18 protein-coding genes are annotated in these 21,152 nt (G+C 33.5%); 8 read left to right on the forward strand and 10 right to left on the reverse strand.

The window, feature by feature from the left end:
• Window positions 1–45: 45 nt before the first annotated feature.
• Window positions 46–1,875, reverse strand: coding sequence for a M61 family metallopeptidase (locus D7004_RS04990; protein ID WP_123204775.1), 1,830 nt, complete (start codon window positions 1,873–1,875; stop codon window positions 46–48).
• A 285-nt stretch (window positions 1,876–2,160) separates the two neighbouring features.
• On the opposite strand from D7004_RS04990, the gene D7004_RS04995 reads away from it, so the two are divergent.
• The 6 genes from D7004_RS04995 to htpG all read left to right on the forward strand — a co-directional run bounded on the left by D7004_RS04995 (window position 2,161) and on the right by htpG (window position 11,379).
• Window positions 2,161–3,252 carry an efflux RND transporter periplasmic adaptor subunit gene (locus D7004_RS04995; protein ID WP_123204776.1) on the forward strand — a complete coding sequence of 364 codons (1,092 nt, stop codon included), beginning with the start codon at window positions 2,161–2,163 and terminating at the stop codon, window positions 3,250–3,252.
• A gap of 2 nt (window positions 3,253–3,254) precedes the next feature.
• A complete protein-coding gene (locus D7004_RS05000; protein ID WP_123204777.1) occupies window positions 3,255–6,365 on the forward strand; it encodes an efflux RND transporter permease subunit in 3,111 nt (1,036 codons plus the stop codon).
• Window positions 6,366–6,370: 5 nt separating this feature from the next.
• A complete protein-coding gene (locus tag D7004_RS05005) occupies window positions 6,371–7,684 on the forward strand; it encodes a TolC family protein (RefSeq protein WP_123204778.1) in 1,314 nt (437 codons plus the stop codon).
• Window positions 7,685–7,701: 17 nt separating this feature from the next.
• A complete protein-coding gene (locus D7004_RS05010; RefSeq protein WP_244214249.1) occupies window positions 7,702–8,565 on the forward strand; it encodes an N-acetylglucosamine kinase in 864 nt (287 codons plus the stop codon).
• A 166-nt stretch (window positions 8,566–8,731) separates the two neighbouring features.
• Window positions 8,732–9,121 (forward strand): response regulator, encoded by a 390-nt coding sequence (locus D7004_RS05015; RefSeq protein ID WP_123204779.1) that lies wholly within the window; start codon window positions 8,732–8,734, stop codon window positions 9,119–9,121.
• 371 nt (window positions 9,122–9,492) lie between these two features.
• Window positions 9,493–11,379 (forward strand): molecular chaperone HtpG, encoded by a 1,887-nt coding sequence (gene htpG, locus D7004_RS05020; protein WP_208646792.1) that lies wholly within the window; start codon window positions 9,493–9,495, stop codon window positions 11,377–11,379.
• 76 nt (window positions 11,380–11,455) lie between these two features.
• Here htpG and D7004_RS05025 read toward each other — a convergent pair whose 3' ends face one another.
• Window positions 11,456–11,950, reverse strand: a complete 495-nt coding sequence (locus D7004_RS05025) for a type I restriction endonuclease (RefSeq protein WP_123204780.1) — start codon at window positions 11,948–11,950, stop codon at window positions 11,456–11,458.
• A gap of 417 nt (window positions 11,951–12,367) precedes the next feature.
• Here D7004_RS05025 and D7004_RS05030 point away from each other — a divergent pair, with 417 nt between their 5' ends.
• Window positions 12,368–13,108 carry a LytR/AlgR family response regulator transcription factor gene (locus D7004_RS05030; RefSeq protein ID WP_123204781.1) on the forward strand — a complete coding sequence of 247 codons (741 nt, stop codon included), beginning with the start codon at window positions 12,368–12,370 and terminating at the stop codon, window positions 13,106–13,108.
• Window positions 13,109–13,604: 496 nt separating this feature from the next.
• Here D7004_RS05030 and D7004_RS20570 read toward each other — a convergent pair whose 3' ends face one another.
• Entirely contained in the window at window positions 13,605–13,751 is a 147-nt protein-coding gene (locus D7004_RS20570; protein ID WP_167459417.1) for a hypothetical protein, read from the reverse strand.
• Between the two features lie 155 nt (window positions 13,752–13,906).
• On the reverse strand, window positions 13,907–14,053 hold the full coding sequence (locus D7004_RS20575) for a hypothetical protein (protein WP_167459418.1): 147 nt from the start codon (window positions 14,051–14,053) through the stop codon (window positions 13,907–13,909).
• A gap of 146 nt (window positions 14,054–14,199) precedes the next feature.
• On the opposite strand from D7004_RS20575, the gene D7004_RS05035 reads away from it, so the two are divergent.
• Window positions 14,200–15,309, forward strand: a complete 1,110-nt coding sequence (locus D7004_RS05035) for a sensor histidine kinase (protein ID WP_123204782.1) — start codon at window positions 14,200–14,202, stop codon at window positions 15,307–15,309.
• Here the strand turns inward: D7004_RS05035 and D7004_RS05040 are convergent.
• From D7004_RS05040 to D7004_RS05065, 6 genes are all read right to left on the reverse strand, one after another.
• Window positions 15,306–18,095 (reverse strand): lantibiotic dehydratase, encoded by a 2,790-nt coding sequence (locus D7004_RS05040; protein WP_123204783.1) that lies wholly within the window; start codon window positions 18,093–18,095, stop codon window positions 15,306–15,308. The two genes, D7004_RS05035 and D7004_RS05040, sit on opposite strands and share 4 nt — an antisense overlap.
• 147 nt (window positions 18,096–18,242) lie before the next feature.
• Complete coding sequence (locus tag D7004_RS05045) at window positions 18,243–19,082, reverse strand: OmpA family protein (protein WP_123204784.1); 840 nt, start codon at window positions 19,080–19,082, stop codon at window positions 18,243–18,245.
• Window positions 19,083–19,146: 64 nt separating this feature from the next.
• The gene (locus tag D7004_RS05050; protein ID WP_123204785.1) at window positions 19,147–19,809 is read right to left on the reverse strand and encodes a DUF2461 domain-containing protein; all 663 of its coding nucleotides are present in this window, start codon (window positions 19,807–19,809) and stop codon (window positions 19,147–19,149) included.
• 41 nt (window positions 19,810–19,850) lie between these two features.
• Window positions 19,851–20,249 carry a DUF983 domain-containing protein gene (locus D7004_RS05055; RefSeq protein ID WP_123204786.1) on the reverse strand — a complete coding sequence of 133 codons (399 nt, stop codon included), beginning with the start codon at window positions 20,247–20,249 and terminating at the stop codon, window positions 19,851–19,853.
• A 2-nt stretch (window positions 20,250–20,251) separates the two neighbouring features.
• Window positions 20,252–20,527 carry a hypothetical protein gene (locus D7004_RS05060; RefSeq protein WP_341867665.1) on the reverse strand — a complete coding sequence of 92 codons (276 nt, stop codon included), beginning with the start codon at window positions 20,525–20,527 and terminating at the stop codon, window positions 20,252–20,254.
• A 79-nt stretch (window positions 20,528–20,606) separates the two neighbouring features.
• Complete coding sequence (locus tag D7004_RS05065; protein ID WP_123204788.1) at window positions 20,607–21,149, reverse strand: DUF420 domain-containing protein; 543 nt, start codon at window positions 21,147–21,149, stop codon at window positions 20,607–20,609.
• Window positions 21,150–21,152 lie beyond the last annotated feature (3 nt).

Raw genomic sequence — 21,152 nt, forward strand, 5'->3', positions numbered from 1 at the left:
ATATTTTCAGCGGGATTTTTTTGTTTATGTAAGCTGTACTATTTATTAGATACCCATCCACTTTTTAAGCACCGTTTTTTGTGCTGCCGAAGCATTGTCATCTATAGTAGCTTTTAATCGAACACTAGGATTTGCTTTTAAGGTTAATGAAATGTCCCTTTCAAGACCATCGCGTTTTACTTTCAATTTTAAAACATCACCAATTTTCTTCTTAGCAACAATTGGTAAAGATTCTAAAGAAACCATTGTCGAACGCAATTTAATGTTGGTTAAAGCATCGCCAACTGTAGTATCGTCAAGAGATAAAATAATATCGTTAACATTTAAGCCAGCATCCCATGCTGCTGAACCTCTAGTTGTAGAAGTTACAGTGATTCCCTCATTACCTAATTGACCAGATGCTCCGGTTACAGGTTTATCTGGTGTTGCATTTTCTGTAGATACGTTAACGCCAGCATACCCAAAATATTTAACATATTCTGCATCATCTACGCCATTAACATATTTGGCCCAGAAATTTGTAAAACTTATACCAGATATTTTCTCAACCATCGCTTTAAATTCGGCATCAGTATAACCGCGTTTAAGGGTTTTGCATTGTAAATACATCGCTTTCATTACATCATCTAAACTCTTTGCTCCTTTGGTGGCGTTGATGATTTCCAAATCCATTAAAATGCCAATTACCTCACCTTTATTATAGTAAGATATAGAATTGTTTTTCGAGTTTTCATTTGGGCGATAACCGATAATCCATGCATCATAACTAGATGCTGAAGCCGACTGAACTTTAGCTCCTGGAGTGTTTAAAACTGTTGCAATTCCACCAGCAAGTGCGTTCACAAAGCCATTCGGATCATCAAAACCTGCTCTTAAAATGTATTTATTTTCGTAGTATGATGTAAATCCTTCGGCAACCCAAAGGTTAGTGGTATAATTTTCGTTGTCATAATCAAACGGACCTAAGGCTACAGGACGTAAGCGTTTTACATTCCATAAATGGTGGTATTCGTGTGCAACCAAACCTAAAAAGCCCTTGTAACCAGCTTCTGTGCTATACGCATTTCTACTTGCACCTAATGTTGTGGAGTTTAAATGCTCTAAACCACCTCCACCACGTGCGAAATTATGAACAATAAATAAATAATACTTATTCGGATTTTCGCCATAAACTGCAGTTTCCTGTTCTACAATTTTAGCCATATCTACTTTAAGTTTTTCCTTATCGTAGTTACCGCCGCCATACATGGCAACTTCATGGCGAACGCCCGAAGCCATAAATTCAAATGTATCCTGGTTACCTACTTCAATCGGGCTATCATATAAAATGTCAAAATCGCTTGCTCTATAGGTAAATGTTTCGCCAGCAACTACAGGTAAGCCCGTAGAAACCTTACTCCAAGTGTTAAAAGGAATAATTTTTACAGTACTTGGCGATTTTATCATTCCCGCCGGGTGCATAAAAATTCCTGTTGGCGATAGAAATGCATGAGATTCATCGATAAAAGCTGTTCGAACCGAAATTTCGAAAGCATAAACACGATAATTAATTTTTATATCATTCGCCTTAGCCGAGAAAACACGCCAAATATTTTTTCTAACCTTTTCTACCTTTAATTTTTTGCCCGCAGCAGATGCTGTAAATCCTTCTACACTTTTTTCAAATTCACGTATCAAGTAAGAACCCGGTGTCCAAACCGGCATTTTAACATCGACATAATCTTTTGGCAAACCCGAAATGTTCATTTGTACCTCGGCATAATGCGCCTGAGGCTCTTTAAAGGAAACCTCGAAACCTATTTTTACTTGCGCCTTACCTGCCATAATACATGTTAGTAATACAACTAAACTTAAAATTGACTTTTTAATAAACATATAAATTGTGTTTTGCCACAAATTTATATTTATTGACGATGTTTTAATACGAAAAAAGAATTTGAGGTGTAAAATAATTATGACTTGTTAGGTTTCATTTCCAGTTATAAGCTTCTTATTGTTGATTGTACAAATAATCCATTATTCACAGATTATTGCCTCATATAAAAACCAATTTAGTAACATCCTTAATACAACAAATTGATGATTAAACTAATTGAATATTTTTACAGGCTATTCTTGAATAATTTTTAATTACAAGATGAAAAGACTACATACATACAAATGAAAAAAAGATATATTATTTACGTTGTTTTGGCTTTAGGTTTGGCCTATCTTATTTACTATCGAATTAATGCCAATAATAAATTAGAAGGCAAAGGTGGTGCTGCAGCCAGCACAGGTAAAGGAGGTAAGGATGGCAAAGCTGCACCAGCAATGACAGTTGAAGGTATTATTGTAAAACCATCTAAATTTGATAACGATTTAGAAGTGACTGGTGCTATCGAAGCAAACGAATCTGTTGTTTTAAAAAGCGAAGTTTCAGGCTTGGTAACCGGAATATTTTTTAAAGAAGGTACTTCGGTATCTAAAGGTGCTGTTTTAGTAAAAGTAAATGATAGAGATATTCAAGCACAATTGCAAGATGCACTTACCAAGCAAAAACTTTCTGGCACTAACGAAAGCAGAGCCAAACAGTTATTGGCTAAAGGTGCTATTAGTCAGGAAGAATATGATACTTCTCTTGCCGATTTGAAATCTTTTCAATCTCAAACCAATTTAATAAGAGCCCAATTGGCCAAAACTACCATTCGTGCACCTTTTAGTGGCAGAATTGGTTTACGAAGCATTTCATCGGGAACGTATTTAACTCCTGCTACTGTAATCGCGAATTTAGTAAGTACAAATCCGGTTAAAATTACATTTTCGGTACCCGAAAAATATGCTGGTCAGATAAAATTAGGTTCAGAAATCACATTTACCACCGATGGTTCATCAAAACAAAATACCGGTAAAGTTTATGCAATTGAGCCAGGTATTAACGCAGCAACTAGAACCTTACAAATTAGAGCCTTAGCTCCGAATGCAAATAATATGCTTTTGCCAGGTTCATTTGCTAAAATCAAACTGGCTTTAAACACATTAGAAGACGCTATATTAATCCCCAATGAAGCCGTAATACCAGTTTTGAAAGGTAAAATTGTTTACATCCAAAAAGATGGTAAAGCGCAAGAGGTTAAAGTAGAAGCTGGTACACGAACTGATGATCGCATTGTAATCACTTCGGGATTAAAAGTAGGTGATACCGTTTTAACAACAGGTTCTATGGCATTGAAAAAAGACGCTCCGGTTAAAGTTAATTTGGTTAAACAATAATTATGAGTATCTCAACCACGAGTATAAAGAGGCCGGTTCTTGCCATAGTTATGAACTTGCTGATTGTCCTTTTTGGGATAATTGGTTATAATTTTCTTGGCGTTCGCGAATATCCATCTATCGATCCAACTGTTGTATCGGTAAGAACATCTTACCCTGGTGCAAATTCCGATATTATCGAATCACAGATTACAGAGCCTCTGGAAAAATCCATTAACTCAATTGATGGAATCAGAAACATTTCTTCATCGAGTAACCAGGGAACGAGCAATATTACTATAGAGTTTAACTTGGATAAGAATATCGAAGAAGCAACAAACGATGTTCGTGATAAGGTTTCTCAGGCCGCAAGAACATTGCCTAGAGATATTGATGGTTTGCCAATTGTAAGTAAAGCTGATGCGAACTCTGATGCGATTTTATCAATGACTATCCAAAGTGATAAGAGAAACACGCTAGAATTGAGTGATTTTGCTGAAAACGTAATTGCAGATAGAATTCAAACCATTCCAGGAGTTAGTAGTGTTCAAATTCAGGGTCAGAGGAAATATGCCATGAGAATTTGGATGGACCCAAATAAGTTAAGTGCTTACGGATTAACATCTCAAGACATTGTAACTGCATTGGATAATGAGAATGTGGAGTTACCATCAGGCAAAATTACTGGTGCTACAACCGAATTAACTGTTAAAACTTTAGGTAAACTTACTAACGAAACAGAATTTAACAACTTAATTTTAAGAACCGATAGCAATCAGGTTATAAAGTTAAAGGATGTGGGTTACGCCGTTTTAGGGCCTGAGAATGAAGAAACCATATTACGCGAATCGGGCAGACCGATGGTTGCAGTAGCAATTATTCCTCAACCTGGTGCAAATTACCTGGATATTAGCAACGAATTTTACAAGCGATTTGATAAGCTTAAAGCAGATATCCCTCAGGATATAAAGTTAAAAGTTGCGCTAGATACCACATTATTTATTAAGCGTTCAGTAACCGAAGTTGCTGAAACCATCGGTTTATCACTGGTACTGGTAATTCTTATTATTTATTTATTTTTTAGAGATTGGGGAATTGCTTTCCGTCCGCTTATTGATATTCCGGTATCATTAATTTTCACCTTCTTTATCATGTATGCCTTTGGTTTTTCCATAAACGTATTGAGTTTATTGGCCATTGTATTAGCTACAGGATTAGTGGTTGATGATGGTATTGTAGTTACAGAAAACATATTTAAAAAGGTAGAAGAAGGCATGTCGCCATTTGAGGCTGCAATTAAAGGATCCAACGAAATTTTCTTTGCGGTAATTTCTATTTCAATTACGCTTGCTGCTGTATTTTTACCGGTTATATTTTTACAAGGTTTTGTTGGCCGATTGTTTAGAGAGTTTGGTGTTGTAATTGGTGCTGCGGTGCTGGTTTCGGCATTTGTTTCGCTAACATTAACGCCAATGCTGAATGCCTATTTAATGAAAAAAGGCGGACATAAACCATCCAAATTTTACAATTGGACAGAGCCCTACTTCGTTAAATTAAATGATGCTTACGAATCTAATCTGAATAAGTTCTTGGATAGAAGATGGTTATCGATACCAATTATTCTGGTTTGTATGGGTATGATTTTCTTATTTTGGAAGGTGTTGCCAAAAGAAACTGCTCCTTATGATGATAGAAGTGCCATAAATATAAATGTTACCACACCCGAAGGTTCATCATTTACTTACACGGATAAGTTCATCATGAAGATTAACCAAATGGTAATTGATTCTGTTCCAGAAAAAAATGTAAATATTACCATTACTTCACCTGGTTTTGGTGGCGCAGGTTCTACCAACTCCGGTTTTGTTCGTATGGGTTTGGTAAATCCCGAAGATAGAGAACGATCTCAGAAAGAGATTGCCGACATGCTAACTAAGATTACCAAAAAATATAGCGAAGGTAAAACGATTGTCAATCAGCAACCTACAATTTCTGTGGGTCGGCGTGGTGGTTTACCAATCAGTTATATTATACAGGCTCAAAATTTCGAAAAACTTAGAGAGAAAGTTCCATTGTTTATGGATGAGGTTAGTAAAAACCCAACTTTCACCGTTTCGGATGTAAATTTAAAATTTAATAAACCAGAGATTAATTTAACGATTGACAGAGATAAGGCCAAAAACCTAGGCGTTTCTATTTCTGCAATCGCACAAACCTTAAACTTAGGCTTAAGTGGTCAGCGGTTTTCTTATTTCTTTATGAATGGAAAACAGTACCAGGTTATTGGCCAGTTTGATAGAACCGACAGAAAAGACCCGTTAGATTTAAGTTCTGTATATGTGAGAAGCGATAATGGAACTTTGGTGCAATTGGATAACGTTGTAACAGCGAAAGAAGAAAGTAGTCCACCGCAATTATACCGTAACAATCGTTTTATTTCAGCTACAGTTTCTGCAGGTTTAGCACCGGGCAAAAGTATTGGCGAAGGTATAGATGCTATGGATGCAATTGCCAAAAAGGTATTAGATGAAAGCTTCTCTACAGATTTAAGTGGCGAATCGCGAGATTTTAAAGAAAGTTCGTCCAATACATTCTTTGCATTCGGTTTAGCATTGTTGCTGGTTTATTTGATTCTTTCTGCACAGTTCGAAAGCTTTAAAGACCCAATTATAATTATACTAACTGTGCCAATGGCGGTTGCTGGCGCATTTTTGTCGCTCTGGTTGTGTGGTCAAAGCTGGAATATTTTTAGCCAGATTGGTACCATTATGCTTATTGGTTTAGTAACCAAAAACGGTATTTTGATTGTAGAATTTGCCAATCAATTAAAAGAAAAAGGAGTAGCAATTCCAGAAGCCATACGAGAAGCATCTGTATCGCGTTTGCGCCCAATTTTAATGACCAGTTTAGCCATTGCAATTGGTGCATTACCCATTGCATTAGCCTTAGGTGCGGCAGCAAAAAGCAGAATGAGTATGGGTACAGTTATCGTTGGTGGTACAATGTTTTCTTTAATTTTAACACTATTTGTTATCCCAGCCATTTACTCGTACTGGGCAAAACCATACAAACCAAATAAAGATTTAAAAGAAGCAGAACGCTTTGAGCACGAAGCTTTAGAAGGAGCAAAATAAATAAAATGATTAAAAAAATTAAACTGCTTGTATTGCTTGTAAGCATTTTTTCTATGGCTGTAAAAGCGCAAGAAAAATTGACGCTACAAGAAGCCATTACCATTGCAATGCAAAATAATTACGATATAAAAATCGGTAAGAACAATGTTACTATAGCTAAAAATAATGCAAATATTGGCAATGCTGGCATGCTTCCAAATCTTGCTGCTACTTATTCAAATGGTGGAAGTATTCAAAACACTCGCCAAACACCTGCCACGGGTGCAGACAGAGTAATTACTGGAGCTAGAAGTACAAACAATGATATTGACGCAGATTTAAACTGGACTATTTTTGATGGTTTTACCATGTTTGCCAATTACGATAGATTAAAGGAGCTTCAAAAACAAGGTGAGATAAATTCGCGTTTGGCAATTTTAACCACAGTTTCTGATGTAATAACAGCCTATTACGATGTGGCCAGACAACAAAAATTAGTAATTGCAGCAGATAGTGCGATAGATATTTCTGTTTTCAGGGAAAAAATTGCCAAGACAAAATTACAACTGGGTCGTGGTTCTAAATTAGATGTTTTGACTGCACAGGTAGATTATAATACCGATACATCCAACTATTTACAACAAAAAAATGCGCTGCAGGTTGCCAAAGTGCGTTTAAATCAATTAATGGTTCGCAATGTAAATCTTACCTTTTCTGTTGATAATAACATAGATACAGACCAATCTTTGGTTTATAGCGAGCTTGCTGAATTGTCTGCTAAACAAAATCCAAATGTTCAAAATGCCTTTATAAACCAAAGGGTGGCTGCATTAAATTTAAAGGCAATAAAAGGTGCCAGATATCCCGTAGTAAGTTTAAACTCTGGCTACAGCCGAAACAATAGCACCAGTCCTACTGGCTTTAACCAAAAATTTGCTGCAAATGGTTTTACTTATGGTTTAACAGCCAGTTTGAATTTATTTAATGGTTTTTTACAGCGGCAAAATGAACGAAATGCTAAAATAGAGATAGAAAATTCTACACTTAACCTGGATAAGGCTAAACTTGATGTAAGCACACAATTGCTTACCGCTTATCAAAATTACAGCACTTATTTAGATTTGGTAAAGTTAGAGCAGAGAAATGTAGATATTGCAAAAGAGAATCTTGATATCACTTTAGCAAAATATCGCTTGGGTAGCATTGCACCATTAGAATTAAGGGAAGCCCAGCGAAATTCGATTGATGCTCAAAATAGATTTATTGAAATACAATATCAGGCAAAACTTGCAGAAATAACGCTAAAAGAAATTAGCGGAAATATTAACTTATCCAATTAATTTTTATATTTATTGCTATGATACTTGTTGCAGATAGTGGCTCATCAAAAACCGATTGGATGGGTTATTTGAATGGCGAAACCATTAAGTTTGATACTCAAGGAATTAACCCATATTTTTTAAATGAGCAGGATATTAGTCGCATAATTTTAAAAAACGAAGTTATAGCTCCTCTGGCTAAAGATGTAAAAGAGATTTATTTTTTTGGTGCTGGTTGTTCATCACCCGATAAGCATGAAGTTGTATCAAATGGTTTATCGGCAGTATTTACAAATTCCTTTATTTCAGTAGAGCATGATTTACTTGGCTCTGTTTATGCAACTTGCGGCGATACAGAAGGCTTGAATTGTATTTTAGGCACTGGTTCTAATATTTGCTACTTCGATGGTAAAAAAATACATGAAGGGCACCACGGTTTAGGCTATGTTTTGGGTGATGAAGGCTCGGGAACATTTTTTGGCAAAAAAGTACTATTAAGCTATTTGTACAAAAAAATGCCGGTAGAATTGGAAGCAGAATTTAAAAAAACCTTCCCTGCTGAAAAGGAACAGATAATAACCAATGTATATCAAAAACCTTTTCCAAATATTTATCTGGCTGGATTTAGTCGGTTTTTAGCAAATAATCACGAACATTCTTTTATTCACGATATCTTAAAAAAAGGATTTCAGGAATTTGTTGATACAAATGTTAAAGATTATCCTAACTATAAAAACGTTCCCTGCCATTTCGTTGGCTCTATTGCTTATTATTATCAAGATGTTTTAAAAGCTGTGTTGGCTGAAAATGGCATTACCGTTCGTAAAATTCTGCAAAAACCAATTCAAGATCTTTATAACTTTATTTTGCAAAAAGAAGGTATTGTAAAGCAATCTGTGTAAGCAATACTATTTCAGTAAAGGACCTTTGCTAGAACTGATTTGCCTAAGATTTGTACATACCTCGGAAATAAGCAAATTGTTTGACAATAAATAATTATTAAAAAGATATAAACTAAACATTAATCATTTTGTTATAATTACAAAGCGTATAAGGCGCTTATAGAATATGAAGAGAATACTGGTAGTTGATGATGATATTGAGGTTTTAGAAACCATACAATTAATACTTGAAATAGGCGGATTCAAAGTTTCGGCATTAAATAATGGTGAAGATGTATTTAATCGGATAGAAAGCTTTAATCCAGATTTAATATTACTTGATATTTCTCTGGGACACATTGACGGTCGTGTACTGTGCGAACAACTAAAATCAATCGAAAGTACTTCACAAATACCCATTTTATTAATTTCTGGTTTGTATGACCCGAAAGATTTTACAACTCTAAATTATGGTCAGGTAGATTTTCTATCTAAGCCATTTCAAATGGATGTTTTAATGAAAAAGATTAGCAAAATACTTTCTTTGGAACAAGATGAAACTTATCTAATGAATTAGTCATCTTAGAAATATAAACAGGAGCCAAAAAATAGAGATGTTTTTTGGCTTCTTTGTTTAATCAATAATGCATGAAATATTTACAGATGAGCATAGGCTTAATTTAATAAACCCAATTGCAGCGGCAGCCCCCGATTTTTTCTATCGGGGCTATAGCGTAAAGTGGGACTAACACTAATTAAAAAACAGGTTTTGCTTTCCAAAAATTTTTAAAAATCAGTTCATTGATTATAAAAAATTAAAACCTTAACAAATTACTTCATTACCCCCATCCGAAATTAACCTCTAAACTATTGCTGTCATTTTGGCAAATAAATTGATTTGGAACAACCCTTGATATGCACGTTGTAGATTAAACAATTATTTACAATATGAGCATACAAGAAAAAGGAAATATTTCGATACACACAGAAAATATTTTCCCGATAATTAAGAAGTTTTTATACTCTGATAACGAGATTTTTCTTCGTGAGTTGGTTTCTAACGCTGTAGATGCGGTTCAGAAAATTAAAAGACTGGGTTCATTAGGTCAGTTTAACGGAGAAATTGGTGCGCCTTTGGTTCAGGTTGCTGTAGATAAAGAAGCAAAAACTATAACCATTAGTGATAATGGATTGGGTATGACTGCCGAAGAAATCAAAAAATACATCAACCAAGTTGCATTTTCTGGCGCAAGCGAGTTTGTAGAAAAATTTAAAGATGCTAAAGATGCCAATGAAATCATAGGTAAATTCGGTTTAGGCTTTTATTCTGCTTTTATGGTTTCGGATTTAGTAGAAATTCAAACCTTATCATATCAAGATGGTGCAGAACCAGCTCGCTGGATTTGTGATGGTAGTACAGAATTTGAAATTACTGAAGGCACGAAAACCACACGTGGAACTGACATTATTTTGCATGTAAATAAAGATTCTGAAGAGTTTTTGGAAGAATCTAAACTGCAGGAAATTTTAAACAAATACGCTAAGTTTTTACCTGTTCCGATTAAATTTGGTACCAAAACAGAATCGGTAGAAGATGGTGTAGATGAAGAAGGAAAAGCGAAATTTAAGGATGTAGAAGTTGATAACATTATCAATACCACCAATCCGATTTGGGCTAAAGCACCGTCAGAGTTAACAGATGAAGATTATTTAAGTTTTTACCGCGAATTATATCCTTTTAGCGAAGAGCCATTATTTTGGATTCACTTAAACGTAGATTATCCATTTAATTTAACCGGTGTGCTGTATTTCCCTAAGTTGAAAAACGACTTTGAAATGCAACGCAATAAAATTAAATTATACTCTCGCCAGGTTTTTATAACCGACGAGGTTAAAGATATCGTTCCTGAATTTTTGATGTTACTGCATGGCGTTATCGATTCACCAGATATTCCATTAAATGTATCGCGTAGTTTCTTACAAGCTGATAGCAATGTGAAGAAAATTAACAGCTACATTACTAAAAAAGTGGCCGATAAATTAGGTGAGCTTTTTATTAAAGACCGTAAATCTTACGAAGATAAATGGAAAGACATTGGCATGTTCGTTAAATACGGAATGATTAGCGAAGATAAATTTTATGATAAAGCAAAAGATTTTGCATTAGTTGGAAATACAAAAAATGAGCTTTTTACTTTGCCAGAATACAAAGAAAAAGTTTCGCCTTTGCAAACAGATAAAAACGGTTCGGTAGTTTATTTGTACACCAATGATGCTTCAAAACAAGATGCTTTCATTCAATCGGCAAACAAAAAAGACTACGATGTATTGGTTTTAGATTCGCCTATTGATAATCACTTTATTAATCAATTAGAGCAAAAACTAGAAAAAACTTCTATAAAACGAGTGGACTCAAGCGTTGCTGATAAATTAATCGAAAAAGATGAAGTTAATGAGCATGTATTAACTGAAGATCAGGTTAAAGAAGTAACTACAATTTTCGAAAAAGCCATTACAAAACCAGGTATGCAAGTGGAAGTTGTAGCTCTACATCCTGAAGAATTGCCCGTTACCATTACCATGGATGAATTTATGCGCCGCATGAAAGAAATGGCTGCAATGGGTGGCGGAATGAATTTCTATGGCCAAATGCCTGATAACTACAAAGTTGCTATAAACGGAAACCATAAATTGGTTAGCAAAATTTTAAAAGCCGAAGGACAAGAGCAAAGTGATTTAGCTAAACAAGCTATAGATTTAGCTTTGCTTGCGCAAGGAATGCTTACAGGAGCAGAACTAACAGCCTTTGTGAGCAGAAGTGTTGAGTTAATTTAATTAATAACTCAGATTGGTTTAAAAAATAAAAGTCCCGATTTGCATCGGGACTTTTTTATATCAACAAATTGATTTCTTAACTGGCAATGTTTTCTTTAACATTGAAATAATCTTTATGCTCTTCTAACATTTTAGCAATAGTTGCTGCTTTGGTATCTTTAATATTAAAAACGAAAAGAGGTTCTTGGTTTTTCTTGCTTCTAATAATTTTTTCTGTGTAGAAACGATACTCTAAGCCATTTGTTAATAAACCATATTTAGCTTTAGTTTTTCTAAAATACTTTGATAAACGAGAATCGTTAATATCTAAACTATCTTCATGGTGTTTACATTCAACAAGTATGGCAGGTTCACCATCTTTCATAATGGTATAATCAACCTTTTTACTTTTTTTAATTCCAAAATCCAAAACAGCTTCCGATTGTACTTCAGAAGGATTGAAGACATCATAACCTAAAATCTGAATGAATGGCATAACTAAAGCATTTCTTGTCAAATCTTCAGACTGAACTTGAGGAAGCATTTTCTTGATTCTTACGGCAAATTCACCGATTTCGTCTTTAAGTTCCATGATAGTATTTTTTTGGTAAATGTGTGTGTAATCTTACTAGCAATAAATATGTTATTCTAACCTAAATCAATTCTAATTTGCATTTCATCTTCTACTTTACCCAAGTATGTATGGCCTGTTAAGCTTATTTACAGGCTACACAAACGATGGGTAGGTAGATGATTTAATAATTGAAAGCACAATATTTTTTAATGATATTGGACATAACAATTATGTGTTTTTGGCAAACAATAATAAAGATTAAAAAATAGCTTTTAGTTGTTGCATTTTTTACATCAACCTGCCAGAATATTACATCAAAACCGTTTTAGTAAATGGTAGAATCCGATAATGTTTTTTTTTCGACTGATAATAAAAAGGAATTCTTTTTTTAGCTAACTTGCATTCAAATCATACCAAACACACTTAGTACACATCATGAATTTAAAATGCGTTGTTATTGACGATGAACAACATGCTATTGAGGTATTAACTGACCATATAGCTGAGATGCCGGGGTTAACTGTGTTTAAAACCTTCACAAGCCCTGTGCAAGCCCTAACTGAAATTAGTGTTGGAGATGAGATTGATTTGTTATTCATGGACATAGATATGCCAGGAATTAACGGATTGGACCTTGCCAAAAACATTAGAGAAAAAGCAAAATACCTTATTTTTACAACTGCACATCCCGATTACGCATTACAAGCATTTGATGTACAATCAGACCAATATCTGCTTAAACCCATTTCGTTTGCAAAATTTGCCTTAGGGATAGATAGAATTTTGAAAAAAGAAGCAAATAATGCTAAAAATTCAATGAAAGAAGCTGACCAGGTTGCAGCCTTGTATATTAAGGGCGACCATAAATATGCTTTCTCGAATATTTTGATAGATGATATTTTATATATCAGGGCTTTGCAGAATTACATTCAGATAATTACGAAAACCGAAACCAACACAACTTATCTTACTTTAAAAGAAATTGAAAAGGCTTTAGAGAATCACGCATTTATTCGCGTAAACAAATCAAATATCGTTGCTAAAGCTGCCATTAAGAAAGTAGATGGCAATATTATTAGATTGGTTAATAACGAAATGATTCAGATTGGAGAAGGCTATAAAGAAGCTTTTTTCGCCTATATACAAAGTAGTTTATTAAAATCTGGTAGAAGTTAAAACTACTTGTTAAAGATATTAGACATTGAAGAATTAGTAATCAAAACTGTATTAGCAGTAGGATCAGTACTAAAATTATTTTGAGCTTTAATATTTTTGTAAACAAATGCTGTATTCTTTTTCAATTTATTAGAGTTCCGAGATTTCATAGTGCTATTTATTAAAAAAAATTGATATTCTTATTAAGTGTAAAATTATTTATTGAAAATATTTGACATTGAAGAGTTAGTGATTAAGACTGTGTTTGCAGTTGGATCTGTACTGAAGCTATTTTGACCTTTTACATTTTTATAAACAAATGCAGTGTTCTTTTTTAATTTGCTGATATTTTGAGTTTTCATATGATTATTTGTTGAAGATGTTAGACATTGAAGAGTTAGTGATCAAGACTGTATTTGCAGTTGGATCAGTACTGAAGCTATTTTGACCTTTTACATTTTTATAAACAAATGCAGTGTTCTTTTTTAATTTGCTGATATTTTGAGTTTTCATATGATTATTTGTTGAAGATGTTAGACATTGAAGAGTTAGTGATTAAAACTGTATTTGCAGTTGGATCTGTACTGAAGTTATTTTGACCTTTTACATTTTTAAAAACAAATGCAGTGCTCTTTTTTAATTTGCTGATATTTTGAGTTTTCATATGATTATTTGTTGAAGATATTAGACATTGAAGAGTTAGTGATTAAAACTGTATTTGCAGTTGGATCTGTACTGAAGTTATTTTGACCTTTTACATTTTTAAAAACAAATGCAGTGCTCTTTATTAATTTGCTGATATTTTGAGTTTTCATATGATTATTTGTTGAAGATATTAGACATTGAAGAGTTAGTGATTAAAACTGTGTTTGCAGTTGGATCTGTACTGAAGTTGTTTTGACCTTTTACATTTTTAAAAACAAATGCAGTGCTCTTTTTTAGTTTAGTTGTGTTTTGCGTTTTCATGTTATATAATATTGTTGCCGTTAAATATTGTTGTTTCGATTAACTGATGTAAAGGTGCAGCGAAAAATGAATCAGCTAGAAATTTTTACACAAACCCGCTATTTTTACAGATAAAACCCTAGTTTTAGTAGATAAAACACATTTAAATGAACATTCTTAATTTAAAAACCTGGTATAACCGAAATCATATTCACATAAAAGCATGGTTCTTTTTCATACTTTATGACGCGTTTATAACAGGTTTAATTACCCAGAAATGGGGAACATTCGAAAATTACTTTTTACACTATTTGCTAAATATTTCTCTATTCTATTTTCATGCTGCAGGAATAAGAAAAATTTTATCCAGAAATTTCAAGTATAAAATTTGGTTAATTCTTCCATTCGTAGCATTAGAATTGTTGATATATTATTCATTAGCCTATCCTATTGATTATTTGGTATTCATTGTTATTGACCATGGCGATCCAAATAAGCTAATATTTAATAGCCTGTATGTGTTAAGAGTATCATGGAGAGCGATATATTTTATTGGTTTCAGTACAGGATACGTTTTCCTATTAAATTCAGTAATAGAAAGAAAAAGAGTACAAAAGCTTGAAAGACAAAACCTGGTTGATACCATAGAAAAACAAGCTCTAGAAAATGATTTGGTACAATCTCAAAATAACTTTTTACGTAGCCAAATTAACCCACACTTCTTGTTTAATACCTTAAATTTTATTTATAACGATGCAAGAAAGAAGGCACCATTAGCTGCAGATGCAATAATGAATCTTTCGGAGATGATGCGTTATGCGCTCAAAAGACCAGAAGCTTCAGAGTTGGTTCCGTTAAGTGAGGAAGTAGAACAAATTGAACACCTTATTAACCTACATAAATTGCGTACTGCCAATACCATCAATTTCAATTTAGAAATAGAGGGTGATTTATTTGGCATTCGTTTCCCTCCGCTTATATTATTAACACTAGTAGAAAACATGTTTAAACACGGAAATATAGCACATTCTACACAACCGTCAATTGTAAAGATAAACTACGACAAAACGAGTTTAAGCATCACTACCATCAATATGATTAATGAGGTTAAAAAGAAGGAGTTAGAAAGCCACCATGTAGGTTTGGAAAATATAGACAAACGCTTAAACAACTTTTTTAAAGACAAATATTCGTTTAAATTTTATAAAGATGATATCAATAGATATTTCACGGAAATAAAAGTTGAAATTGATAACCCGTTGGCAGGATTAAATTAGACTTTATTCATTGCGTTTCTACGTTGTACATCTTTTAGCAAAAAATAATAAATAACCATTTCATGTGTACGTTGGTCTTTATTGAATAAACGATTAACATACATATGCAACAAATCGCTAAACAACTGAACTCTTCTGGTGCCTTCACAGGCCTTTAAAATTTCAATAAATGATTGCTGAAAACTAACGAATGCTGCATTTTGCTTTTCGTTTAATTCCTCAGCATCTGCTTTTCGGTAAATTTGATATTGAGCATTTATTTTCTTGAAATCAGCCGGCTCCAAATTATGCTCGGTGTTAAATGAATCAGACATGGTTTTAATCACATTGGCAAAAATTTGATTGTCGAACAATTCAGAACTTTGCAACACTTCTATCAAATCAGCAACTATTTTATACTTAGCATTAGCAGAAAATTGGGTTTCTAAAAGCGCTAAAACGAATTTGCTGTCAACCGAAAAATGACTTTCAATTTTCTCTATCAAATCGTTACCATATCGATGTGTTTCTCTTTTATAGGTGCGAAGCTGTAAATCAGAAATCAAGCCTGCGTTCAAATCTTCTTCCAAATAATCTGCAAAAGCAGTCGTCAATTCTTGTCCATCTTTAATATCATTTAATAGAAATCTTACCCGCAAATGGTAACCATTCTCATTATATCTAATAAAGAACCAGCTCTTTATTTTCAATTTATGATTTTCCAGAAAAGCAGCTATCGGTCCACTCAACAATAAATCAGAGCGTTGTTGGTGACAATAAATTTCAAAATATAGCCATTCCTTTCCAGGAGGAAAGATTTGCACTACATCAGTTTTGGACTCATCATCATGCTCAAAGCCATCGTAAATTTTTTCTTCGTGGTAAAGGTTCAGTATAAACTGTGCCAAGTATGGCTTTCCACTTTCATCAACTACAACACTACTTTCTGGCAGTATAACCTCTTCGAGATAAACAGTATTTTGTTTATGCATGTATTGGATAAAGGCATTTATATCAATATCATTATCTCGCTCAAAACATAAGGTTTGATCTGATAAACCAGCTTTAAAGTACTTGCTAACGCCAATTTTATTTAGGTATTCAATACATTCGGAAACAGCAAATTTAACAATATTTTCCTTTTTAATTTGCCATTTTTGCTGAGAAAGTACGATATTTTGATACTGAACTTTTGGGTAATACGGTAATTCAGGATATAAATTTTCTATAAAAAATGAGAGGTTTGTTTGAACATTTTGATGTTGTAAATCGCATAGCAGTCTGAAAACAGACAAATCTGACCTGGAATAATTATAGGCAGAAGCCATCCGCGGAACTATTCTTTTATTTAGTTTTTTCGATCGCAATATCACTTCACTACCTTGAATGGAGAGCATGACATCATCAATTGTGATGGGGTCTTCAGATGTATCGAAATTTAAAATAGATAATTGCTTACCATAAACCAGCTTACGCCTGTTAATATTATCTACATTCGTTTCAACCATGTATGCCACATCGAAAAACAAAACATCCGGGTTGGCTGCTTGCTCTAGCTTTGCTATATTTTTACAATGCTGAAAAACTTTATCACTTGCCAAAGTGAATCGCCCGCTAAGCGCATTTGCTGTACTACCACCTGTTTGATCAACATAGATTGTTTCGTCGGCAATAGACATTAACATGCTGAAAGAATTGGGTATTTTGGTTGCATTATCCGCCAAAGGAAGATTCAGCTTGTCTAACCGGATTACTTCTTTTGAAATGAAGCCCTTAGATTCTAATAGTTTTTTAAAGTTTTCCTTTAAGTTGTTTGTTGAATTATCCTTTTTATTTTGCTTGCCATAAAACTGAGCTACAAAATCATCACCTTGATTAGCTTGCTCCAATTCATCATATCCAATTCCCATTTCGGGGTCTAAGGCTAATGAAAGTGGGATTTCCTTCTGCTCAAATTTTTTCCTGAATTTATTAATAAACTGTGTAAGTGCATCTCTACCTTCAATTGGTTGCAAATACTGCATAAAATTAATTAAGCCCGGGATATTATTGAGTAGTTTCTCATCAATTCCACCAGAAATCACTTTTCGTTCAGCTATTAAATATTTTGGCATATCGATATCTTTTTCGATGCCAATACGTTGAAAATAATCCTCACCAATAATATTTGGGTCATTATCGCTGAGCAAGAGTTGGAAAGAAAGCATATCCTCCAGCAAAGAGAAAATTTCTTCTCTACTATCCAGAGGATTTAGCTTTTCTATAAGCTCGGTAACTGTAATTGGCACTAAACATGCTTCTAAAATCTGAATAACAAATTCATCTTTATCTATTTCTGCCAACTCAAATAATCCATCAGTACAGGCAATATACCGGATACTGGAAGTTGTAAAATAATATGAGCTATTTGCAAAGAGCAAGCAATTGCTTTTAAGTAAATCGGCTAAAGAAAAATTTAGGCTATTTTTATAAGGCCAATCTATAAATTTGTGAACAGTTTGATCTTCCTGAACAACAATTTTTGTTTCTGAAGGATTAAATGCAGCATTTAGAATGCTAAAACCGGCAAAAGTTCCGTAAGGTGTTGATCTAAACTTTGCTCTGTTATAATATTTCCAAATGGTAAAAAAAACCTTCGATGGTAGTAAAGTCAATTCTTCTGCAGTTACATCTTTAATTGTTTGATAAAAGGCATCTGAAGAAATTGAAATGGCAGCCTTCAAGTCATCCCAGCAATCTACCAGTGTTGATTTATAAGAGAATTTAGGTGTTCTAAAAACTACGTCGGGATATATTTTTACTTTCATGAAAGGGAATGAGTAGCGAAAATTACAAAGATTAATTTAATACCATAGAATTAAACGGCGTAAATATGATTTTAAAACGCTAGCCAAAATCTAAGTCAAAAAAAAGCCTCGCAAAATCATTGCAAGGCCCATAGTATCATATGTATCTTATTTTATCAGGTTGTACAATTCATCTAATTTAGGTGAGAGTACAATTTCTATCCTTCTATTTTTACTTCGCCCATCTGCACCTGTATTTAACCCAAGTGGTTGAAATTCACCTTTACCAGTTGCTGTCATGCGCACACTTTCTACTTTTTCAGTCTCTGTTAAATAACGAACAACAGATGTAGAACGCAATACACTTAAATCCCAGTTATCTTTTATCTGCCCGAGATTATTAACTTTTTGATTATCTGTGTGACCTTCGACAGCGATATTAATTTCAGGCTGCTCCTCTAAAACTTTTGCTAGCTGAGCTAGTGCTTTTTTACCATTTTCATCAATAACTATACTTCCTGATGGAAATAATAGTTTATCCATTAATGACACGTAAACTTTGCCGTTTTTGATATCAACCGTTAAACCACTTTTTGTAAATCCAAGCAAAGCTTGTTGCAATTTCTCTTTTAATTGATTTGTTGCTTCATCGCGTTTACGCAAAACTTCTTCAACCTCTTTCAATCGCTGTTCTCTTGCAGCTAAATCACCAGATAGCTTGGTAATTTCGCTTGAACTATTATTTTTAAGTTTGCTATAATTCGCGTTTACATCATTAAATCTGCTCTGTAAATCACGAAGATCTTCTGCAATTAAAGTTGTATCCTTTTTTAACCTTTTAACCTCGTCTTCTAAATTTTCTATTTTAATCTGTCCTTCACTAAATGCAGTATATAAAGAATCCTTGGTACCCAACAACGCTTTGTATTTTTTTGGAGAAAGGATTACGCAAGACGAAAATGTGGAGGCTAGAAGTAAAACTGCAAAAGCTAGAAAGGTATTTTTCATATTTTAATTGAATAACGATGTTCTTAATTGATAATTATACTATATTTTTTTAAACCTATTAGATTTAGACATCTATAGCATTGCGTAAAAATGCAACTAAAGGACTAACCGTTGTGAAAGAAGTTACTAACTTATTAACGAGTGTTGGCTTAAAAAATTCTTCATCATTAATGCTCATCGATGCTTCGAAGCTTTTGAGTTTTAAATATTCTATATTAGGATCTGCGGGGTCGTAGCCTTTAGGCGCATTTTTCAAAGCAGAACCGGTACCTAATTTGAAATTATTTTTAAAGTCTCTATTGTTTATAATATCCTTAAATTCATCAATATTATAATCAATCTCCTGGCGAATTAACTTAACATGTGGTGGTTCTGGCATCCAATAACCGCCGGCGATAAAGCTTTTTCCAGGTTGGATGTGTAAATAATAACCAGGTTCATTACTCCCCTTTGTTTTAGAAGAGAACCAAATACCGAAATTATTTTTGTAGGGGTCTTTATTTTTACCAAAGCGAACATCTCTGTAAATTCGCATTACACATTTTTTTGGGTCTGTATCTGAAGATATCAGAGGATCAATTTTAGAAAGTTCAGGGATTATCTTAGCAACAAGCTCTAATACATCTTCTTTAGCTTCTTCATATTTTACTTTGTTTTCAGCAAACCATTCTCTATTGTTATTTTCAATAACGTTTTTTAAAAAAACGAGCGTTTCTTTCTTTAACATCTTCAAATATGGATTTTTATAAAAGCAAAGGAGCCGAATTACTAAGGAATATCGTAATAAGGTTTGTATTTGATATTAGGTGATAAAACGTGGAGCAGAATAATCCTGGAGTATCTATAATTAAATGGCGACATGATAAAGCAGCCAGCAAAAATAACAATTAAATAAGTCCAGAATGTGTTGTCTTCTAATGCACCAACCAGTAAATAAATTATAAAACTTACCACCAGCATTTCGATTACATTCATTGCATAACTAACATACATAGCGGCATAAAAGTAGCCTGGCTCTATTTCAATTCTTTGTCCGCAACGAGAACAAATTTCTTTGGTATGTTGAATATTGAAACCATACATGGTACCCGTAAAAACATCTCCTCTGCGGCAATGCGGACATTTAGCATGAACAATTGCATACAGTTTTGAGGCTTTCTTGGCCATGCTTAGTTCATATTAATCGGTCTGGATTTCATATTGAGATGAACATTCTTTTTACGGTATTTTTTGTACCATAAAATTCCAACCGCTGTAAATAATAAATATGGAATAGCCAAAAGGTATAAAACCCCAGTATTTAAACCAGCAGCTTGTGTATTTCCATTTTTAACACCTTGCTCGGCGTTGATGGTACACATTGCACATTGAGCATTAACTTCAGTAACAACTGTAAATATTAAAGCAACAATAATTAAGATATAAAATGCCTTTTTCTTCATCATAACAAATATAAGTATAAACGATGCTAAGCGTTTAAAAATTATGTCATAAAAAACTCCAATTACACAATACTTTTGTATTCTAATATTGGTAATAAGGAGATATCATTAAGTAAACAACTACGCCTGTAACAGCTACATAAAGCCACAATGGAAATGTAATTCTTGCAATTTTTTTATGCTTATCAAATCTTTCTGCCAATGCCCTAACATAGGTTACCAACACAAGAGGAATAATTGCTATTGATAAGAGAATATGCGTAAGCAATATGAAAAAATATACATATTTAATAGCACCATCTCCTCCAAATTTTGTTGAAGGTGTTGTCATGTGATAAGCAATGTACATCACTAAAAACAACAACGAGCAACCAATTGCAGCCTTCATTAAATTTTGATGAAGTTGCACTTTACCGTTTTTAATCGCTCTTACCGCTACAATTAAAATTAAAGCTGTTATACCATTAATAGTTGCATAAATTGGCGGAAGAAATGGAAGTGGACTCACATCTACGCCCAAATCTTTCAATTTAACCATAAATAATACGGCTACTGCAACTGGTATAAAAATAGATAATATAATTATCCAGATGCTGTATTTTTTCTCTATTGATTTATTTTCCATATA

The sequence above is a fragment of the Pedobacter jejuensis genome (assembly GCF_003725795.1).
Lineage (GTDB): Bacteria > Bacteroidota > Bacteroidia > Sphingobacteriales > Sphingobacteriaceae > Pedobacter > Pedobacter jejuensis.